Genomic DNA, 839 nt, shown 5'->3' with positions numbered 1-839 from the left:
TAGGGTCAGGACCCATTGATATGAGGCGCCCCGTCTGATTCAGGCTCTGTCCGGGGGGACTGGTTATGAGCGATCTGTACTGGCTGACGGACGAGCAGATGGAGCGGCTTCGTCCGTTCTTTCCCAAGAGCCATGGCAGGCCAAGGGTCGATGACCGGCGGGTTCTCAGCGGCATCATCTTCGTCAACCGCAACGGCCTGCGATGGCGCGATGCGCCCAAGGACTACGGGCCCGCAAAGACACTCTACAACCGGTGGAAGCGTTGGGGCGAAGCGGGTGTCTTCGTCCGGATGATGGAGGGCCTGGCAGCAGTCGGCGCCGATCCCAGGACCATCATGATCGACGCGACCTACCTGAAGGCACACCGCACGGCATCGAGCCTGGCGGTCAAAAAGGGGGCCTCGGTCGCCTTATTGGTCGCACCAAGGGTGGCATGAACACCAAGCTTCATGCCGTCGCCGATGCGAACGGCCGCCCGCTGAGCTTCTTCCTGACCGCCGGGCCGGTCAGCGACTATACCGGGGCAGCCGCGCTGTTAGACGATCTGCCCAAGGCGCAATGGCTGCTCGGCGATCGGGGCTACGACGCCGACTGGTTCCGGGACGCTTTGGAAGCCAAGGGCATCAAACCCTGTATCCCAGGGCGCAAGTCGCGCAACGCGCCGGTGCGCCACGACAAACGCCGTTACAGACGCCGCAACCGCATCGAGATCATGTTCGGGCGACTGAAGGACTGGCGGCGGGTTGCGACCCGCTACGATCGGTGCCCGACCGTCTTCTTCTCCGCCATCGCGCTCGCAGCCACCGTCCTCTTCTGGCTCTGAGCTATGAGTCCTGACC

The 839-nt window shown here is 63.9% G+C and carries 1 protein-coding gene; it reads left to right on the top strand.

Translation table 11 applies throughout. The features are described from left to right. Positions 1–65 precede the first annotated feature (65 nt). Positions 66–823 (top strand): IS5 family transposase gene (locus O5O54_RS22220; RefSeq protein WP_279484023.1). Its coding sequence is split into 2 segments (ribosomal slippage): positions 66–390 and positions 390–823, totalling 759 coding nucleotides; the frame shifts between segments, so codons are not numbered across the junction. Positions 824–839: the final 16 nt, after the last annotated feature.

The organism is Aureimonas sp. SK2 (genome assembly GCF_029813115.1).
Taxonomy (GTDB): domain Bacteria; phylum Pseudomonadota; class Alphaproteobacteria; order Rhizobiales; family Rhizobiaceae; genus Aureimonas.
Note: the sequence above shows the minus strand (reverse complement) of the source record. Positions and strands in the feature narration are given on the sequence as shown.